The organism is Clostridium frigoris (assembly GCF_018861865.1).
GTDB lineage: Bacteria > Bacillota > Clostridia > Clostridiales > Clostridiaceae > Clostridium_AD > Clostridium_AD frigoris.
In genome coordinates this window covers 1-6145 of sequence record NZ_JAHLDV010000101.1, presented here as the reverse complement: position 1 = coordinate 6145, position 6145 = coordinate 1, and the positions used below count along the sequence as shown (strand labels likewise).

The following is a 6145-nucleotide window of genomic DNA, read 5'->3' as shown; positions in this document are numbered from 1 at the left end:
AATTATACCAAATAGAGGGGGTCATTGTTTTTTGTGCTAAAAACAGCTACAATCCTTGCAATAGCAGGGTTTTAAATAAATAAAACAAAGATAGTGTTAACACTATCAGAATTTATAAGAGGGTGTATATATGCAAATTGAACAAATAGAACTTTTTCATATTAAGATGCCTTTGAATTTCAACTTCAAAACATCACAAGCTTCCATAAAGTATCGTGAAACAATTGTAATAAAAGCTACGGATGAGCTTCAAAATGTAGGTTATGGGGAAGTGGTTTCATTTAATGATCTATTTTATACAAATGAGACATTAGCATCTTCAAAGAAGGTATTAATAAATAAATATATTAAAGATGTAATTCATAAAGATATGGATAATCCTTTTGATATACATAAATATTTAGAGATGGAGTGCCCCATGGCACTAGCAGGGCTTGAAAATGCCTTGGTAGATTTATATGCTAGAAGAAATAAGTTGTCTCTTATGAAACTTGTATTTAATGAAGAAACTACCGATGAAATTTACGCAGGAGTTGTGCTTGGGGATTTAGATATTAACATGATTATAAAACAAATTGACGATTATCAAAAAGAAGGATATACACGCTTTAAATTAAAGATTAAGCCGGCAGATGGTTTTAAAAAGTTAAAGGTTATTAGAGAAATTTACCCAAGTATTCAATTGTTAGTGGATGCTAATAGAAGTTATAAGTTTGAACAAATAAATGAAATAAAAAAATTAGATGAATTTAATTTAATTTGTATAGAAGAACCACTTAATTCTGGAGATTTATTAGAATATCAAAAACTTCAGAAAGAGCTTAGTACGCCGATATGTTTGGATGAAAGCATTCAAACAATTAATGACTTAAAGAGTGCAATTTCGGTAAATGCATTTAAAGTGTTAAATATAAAAATAGGTCGAGTTGGTGGAATTTATTATGCAAAGCAAATGATTGACTTGTGCAGGAAAAACAATATAAAATATTGGATTGGAAGCATGCTTGAAAGCGGTATTTCTAAAATATTGCATGTTCAATTAGCCAGTTTAAAGGATACTTACATCCCTGGAGATTTATCATCATCAAGCCGTTACTTTAAAAAAGATATAATTAAACCGGAAATTATTGCACGTAATGGTATAATTGAAGTTCCTAAAGGCTACGGGTTAGGCGTGGAAATTGATGAAGTTACTTTAAGAGAGTATACAATAGACTATATTAAAATAGGTGGTGAATAGTGTAGTATGAATTTAATAGATGGGTTAAATATAGAATATATTCATGTGCTAGATAGGGAACTTGAGGCAAAAATGAATTTAACACAGTTCCATAATCAAACCTTCGGATATTTGCATGGAGGGGCAACAATTGCCTTTGGAGAAACCATTACAGGTTATGCCTCACTTCAAAAGATAAATAAAGATCAAGTAGCAGTAGGGCAAACTATTACTGCAAACCATATGAAAGCAAAAAAAATAGAAGGATATATTATAGCAAAGGGAAAATTAATACATATGGGTAAGACATCTCATGTTTGGAGTGTTGAAATGTTTGATGAAAATAATGTATTAATATCATATATGACAGTTACGAACTCCATTATAAAATCAAATAAAGATAATCCATTTGGTAAGGAGAGGTAGGAAATGATGCTTAAATCAATAATTAAACTTATGGATATAAAAACTCTTCTTGCAGGGATTGTACCTGTAATTTTAGGCTCAATTTACTCAAAATATGCTTTGGGTAAATTTAATATATTATATTTTATATTATTAATAGTTGCCATGATACTTATTCAAAGTGCAACTAATATGGTTAATGATTACTCTGACTTTAAAAGTGGGGCGGACGACAAAAAAAGTGGTGATGAAAAAGCTTTAGTAAGCGGGGAGATTACTTCAAAACAAGTTTTGGTTGTCATATTCTTGTTTGGACTTATTGCTTGTATGATTGGTATTTTTATTGCTAGTCAGACAAGTTATTATATTATGCTTATTGCAATTATAGGAGGTATTATTTCAGTTTCATATGCTTTTGGTCCTTTTCCAATTGCATATACTCCCTTTGGTGAAGTTGTTGCTGGAATAACAATGGGTATTGGTATAACAACAACAGTGATTTATATTCAATCTGGTGTCATTAACCTAAATACATTTTTAGTTGCAATTCCTACAGTAATATATATAAGTACTATATTATTATCTAATAACTTAAGTGATTTACAAGAGGACCTTGATGTCGGTAGAAAAACACTTCCTATTTTGATGGGTGTAAAAAATGCAGAAAAGCTTTGGATTTTTAATGTAATAATGCTTTTAATACTAACATTTATTTTATATGTAGTGCACATTTATCCATTTGTTGTACTATTGACTGTTTTAATATTTTTTCCTTATAAATCTATATTTGATTTTATATCTTATGATAAAAACATGAATACAAAAGGCAGGACTATGGGACTTATAAGTAAAATCGGATTAAAATATCATTTAGCTGTAGTCATTGGATTACTAATAACAATAATATTTTAAAAACATTTAGGGTGTACATTAAATTGCACACCCCTTAAGATTGTTTAATTACTAAGCTAACCTAAACTGTACCCCAAAACCTCCACGAGGATAGTTCCAATCAATATTATCATGTGGACATGCAATTCGACAAGCCCCACATTCAAGGCATCCCTCAAACCCTACAACTATTTTATAATCTTTATACTGGTATACTCCCGCTGGGCAAAATTTCGTACAATTCTTTTCAACGCAATTAGCACAAACACCTTCATCTTTGATAATTAGATGTGATGCAGTATCTGCAATATAAGTATTCAAAAACAATTTATCATCAATATTAACTTTCTTTTTTATATCACTCATTATTTCACTTCCTTTAACATTTTAAATATATCTAAAGCGGCAGTAAACATTGATCTGCCCTTAGTCATGTGTTTTACTATTAATTTTTGCTTTTTAGATTTACTTTCACCATCTACTGTTAACATTTCACTTACAGATTTATTGAGTGCTGGCATATAGTGATTAAAGTAAGCACCATTATTCTCCATAGTAGAAGAAGCATTTTTATATTTCTTAAGATCCTTTGTAATGTAACTTTCCTTAATTAGATCCTCATAATTAGAAAGGGTGCTTTTCGTGAAATCGCTAGTACCTTTAGCTCTTATAATTGTTTCAGCAGCAAAACGTCCTGAAGTCATTCCCATGTTTGAGCCTTCCCTGTGTATACCGTTAACAAACTGAGCTGCGTCACCGATAACAATAACTCCATCATCCACTAATTTCGGAATGCTTTTATAACCACCTTCTGGAATTAAATGTGCATAATATTCGCAAGGCTGGCTGCCAGCAATTAAGGGTTTAACCATAGGGTGATTTTTTATATACTCTAATAGTTCATAAGGCTCAACGCGTTTCTCATACATTTGTGAGAGTAATGCACCGCATCCAATGGATATATGATCTTTATTTGTATAAATGAAAGCTGTACCTACCATGCCTAAAGTGGTATCACCAAATATTTCAATGGTTGCTCCCATTCCTTTATCAAGGTTAAAACGTTCTTCTATTTTATCAGAAGGCATTTTTAGTTCCTCCATAACACAAAGAGCAACTTGGTCTTTGCGCCATTCTTTATGAAAACCAAGGCTTTTACCGAGGAGCGAATTTACTCCGTCTGCAAGAACAACTACATCGGCCAATATATCTCCATCAGGTCTGTCCGTGCGAACGCCAATCACTTTATTATTTTCCATTATACATTCTTTTACTACGGTTTCATTAACAATCAGTGTACCAACCTCAACACATTTCTTTGCAAACCATTGATCAAATTTGCCTCTAAATACAGTAAAGTTATTGTAGGGAGCTTTTGACCATTCCATGTCTTTATAGCCTGTTTTAACGACAGATTCTTTGCCCATAATCCATAAGTTTTGTTCAATGATGGGACGCTCGAGTGGAGCATCTTTCCAAAAGTCAGGAATGATTTCCGCCATCATATGACTGTACAGGACCCCACCCATAACATTTTTTGATCCAGGGTGTTGACCTTTTTCAATTACAATAACTTTAAGACCTGCTTTTGACATAGTATAAGCTGCTGCAAGTCCGGCTACGCCAGCTCCAACAACAATAGCATCAAATTTTTCACTCAACGTTAACCCCTCCCTTTATATTGGAATTTAAATTCTTAAGCTCAGATAGAGACTCTTTAAATACTTTAATCAATTTAGGCAATATTGTAAGTGCATCTCCAACAATGCTATATGTTGCAATTTTCATCATAGGACATTCTGGATCTGTATTTATAGCAATTATAGTTTCAGACCCTTGAAGACCAACAGTGTGTTGGATTGCACCCGATATTCCTATTGCAAAGTATAGTTTTGGAGATACCGTTTTGCCTGTCTGACCAACTTGACGTTTATGATCAATTAAATCTTTTTCAACAGCGCCACGGCTTCCAGAAACAACACCCCCAAGGATGCTAGCAAGTTCATTAAGTAGCTTAACTCCTTGTTCATTTTGTATACCACGACCGCCGCTCACTATAATTTTTGCGTCTTCAAGTTTAACATTTTCTAATCCATCTTTAACTATTTTTAGAACTATAGTTTTCAAAGACTCTTCTTTAATGGCAAATGTTTCTTTTACCACTATGCCGGTCCTATTTTTCTCAGGAATAGGCATTTTCATAACCTTTGGATGGACAGTAGCCATTTGAGGTCTATGGTCTTTACATACAATAGTAGCCATTATATTTCCACCAAAGGCAGGCCTGCTAGCAAGTAACATTCTTTTCTCTAAATCAATATCAAGAGCGGTGCAATCAGCAGTTAATCCTGTCTTTAGTGTGGTTGCAACTGCACCAGCAAGATCTCGGCCAGTTGTTGTTGCTCCCATTAATAATATCTCTGGTTTGTATTTTTCTACAAGATAGCAAAATGCTTTCATATAGGTTTCAGCTCTGTAAAAATGAAATACTGGATCATCGATAATATATACTGTATCTGCACCATGTTCGAAAAGTGTAGACATAATAGATTCTACTTTATCACCCAAAAGAACTGCAGATACTTGTACATTTAAACTAGAAGCAAGTTCTTTTGCTTTACCAATGAGTTCGAGGGTAACGGTGGCTAGTTTTCCTTCTAACTGCTCTACAAAAACCCATACACCAGAATATTCTTTATTTATAGCTGACATTCAAGTATTCCTCCTTTTAATTTATCAACTAACGTTTTAACTACTTCATCCTCACTACCTTTAAGCAATTCGCCACCGGCTCTTTGCTTCGGTGGAAAAATGCGTCGTACAGAAGTTGGAGAACCCTTTAATCCCAATTGGCTTAAATCGGCGTTAAAATCATTAATCCCCCAAGTAGTAGGGTTATAGCGGGCTGCTTTAATCATATTTGTCAAAGGTGAAAAGCTTAATTCATTAATATCTTTTTCAACTGTTATTAGGCATGGGAGCTTTGCTTGTACAACTTCGTACCCATTATCAATCTTTCTATGAAGCATAACAATATTCTTTTTCAAATCAAATGATTCAATAGCTTCAACATAAGTTAACTGAGGCATACCCAAACGACAGGCAATACCTGGTCCTACTTGTGCAGTATCTCCATCTATAGCTTGTTTACCACAGAATACCAAATCAATTGGTTCAATCTCAATTATTTTTTTAATACCCATTGCAAGAATATAGCTAGTAGATAATGTATCTGATCCTGCAAAGGCACGGTCGGAGAGTAGATATCCCTCATCTGCACCCATTTCAATACATTTTTTAATAACCTCTTGAGCTTGAGGTGGTCCCATTGACATAATGGAGACCTTACCACCAAATTTTTTCTTTATTTTAACTGCTTCTTCAACAGCATGAGCATCAAAAGGATTAATAATAGTAGGTGCACTTGATCTGTCCATTGTATTTGTTTTGGGGTCCATTTTAATTTCTGTAGTATCAGGTACTTGTTTTACACAAACTAAGATATGCAATTAATAACAACTTCCTCTCTATATTATAAATTACTCTCGATATCTCACTCATTCTTAAAATCTCATTATTTCAAAAAGAAACCTTCTTGGTATATATTGAATTTTTGTATTTATGTGGGCA

Annotated in this window: 7 protein-coding genes; 3 read left to right on the top strand and 4 right to left on the bottom strand. The window is 33.1% G+C overall.

What is annotated here, in order from left to right:
• Positions 1 to 130 precede the first annotated feature (130 nt).
• From menC to KPL37_RS18985, 3 genes are read left to right on the top strand one after another with little or no spacing between them, the layout of a single operon-like run.
• Positions 131 to 1240 carry an o-succinylbenzoate synthase gene (gene menC, locus KPL37_RS18995; RefSeq protein ID WP_216151641.1) on the top strand — a complete coding sequence of 370 codons (1110 nt, stop codon included), beginning with the start codon at positions 131 to 133 and terminating at the stop codon, positions 1238 to 1240.
• Positions 1241 to 1246: 6 nt separating this feature from the next.
• Positions 1247 to 1645: a PaaI family thioesterase gene (locus KPL37_RS18990; RefSeq protein WP_216151640.1), complete on the top strand. Its 399-nt coding sequence runs from the start codon at positions 1247 to 1249 to the stop codon at positions 1643 to 1645.
• A gap of 3 nt (positions 1646 to 1648) precedes the next feature.
• A complete protein-coding gene (locus KPL37_RS18985) occupies positions 1649 to 2536 on the top strand; it encodes a prenyltransferase (RefSeq protein ID WP_216151639.1) in 888 nt (295 codons plus the stop codon).
• A 51-nt stretch (positions 2537 to 2587) separates the two neighbouring features.
• On the opposite strand, the gene KPL37_RS18980 is transcribed toward KPL37_RS18985, so the two are convergent.
• From KPL37_RS18980 to KPL37_RS18965, 4 genes are read right to left on the bottom strand one after another with little or no spacing between them, the layout of a single operon-like run.
• Positions 2588 to 2881 carry a ferredoxin family protein gene (locus KPL37_RS18980; RefSeq protein WP_216151638.1) on the bottom strand — a complete coding sequence of 98 codons (294 nt, stop codon included), beginning with the start codon at positions 2879 to 2881 and terminating at the stop codon, positions 2588 to 2590.
• Positions 2881 to 4176, bottom strand: a complete 1296-nt coding sequence (locus KPL37_RS18975; RefSeq protein WP_216151637.1) for an FAD-dependent oxidoreductase — start codon at positions 4174 to 4176, stop codon at positions 2881 to 2883. Before KPL37_RS18975 ends, KPL37_RS18980 begins: the two co-directional genes overlap by 1 nt.
• The gene (locus KPL37_RS18970; protein ID WP_216151636.1) at positions 4169 to 5227 is read right to left on the bottom strand and encodes an electron transfer flavoprotein subunit alpha/FixB family protein; all 1059 of its coding nucleotides are present in this window, start codon (positions 5225 to 5227) and stop codon (positions 4169 to 4171) included. The genes KPL37_RS18975 and KPL37_RS18970 overlap by 8 nt, the downstream gene beginning before the upstream one ends.
• On the bottom strand, positions 5215 to 6024 hold the full coding sequence (locus tag KPL37_RS18965; protein WP_216151635.1) for an electron transfer flavoprotein subunit beta/FixA family protein: 810 nt from the start codon (positions 6022 to 6024) through the stop codon (positions 5215 to 5217). Before KPL37_RS18965 ends, KPL37_RS18970 begins: the two co-directional genes overlap by 13 nt.
• Positions 6025 to 6145: the final 121 nt, after the last annotated feature.

Excerpts from the sequence above, each read along its gene's own strand:
- menC (WP_216151641.1), top strand. The coding sequence starts at position 131 with ATGCAAATTGAACAAATAGAACTTTTTCATATTAAGATGCCTTTGAAT.
- KPL37_RS18990 (WP_216151640.1), top strand. The coding sequence starts at position 1,247 with ATGAATTTAATAGATGGGTTAAATATAGAATATATTCATGTGCTAGAT.
- KPL37_RS18985 (WP_216151639.1), top strand. The coding sequence starts at position 1,649 with ATGATGCTTAAATCAATAATTAAACTTATGGATATAAAAACTCTTCTT.
- KPL37_RS18980 (WP_216151638.1), bottom strand. The coding sequence starts at position 2,881 with ATGAGTGATATAAAAAAGAAAGTTAATATTGATGATAAATTGTTTTTG.
- KPL37_RS18970 (WP_216151636.1), bottom strand. The coding sequence starts at position 5,227 with ATGTCAGCTATAAATAAAGAATATTCTGGTGTATGGGTTTTTGTAGAG.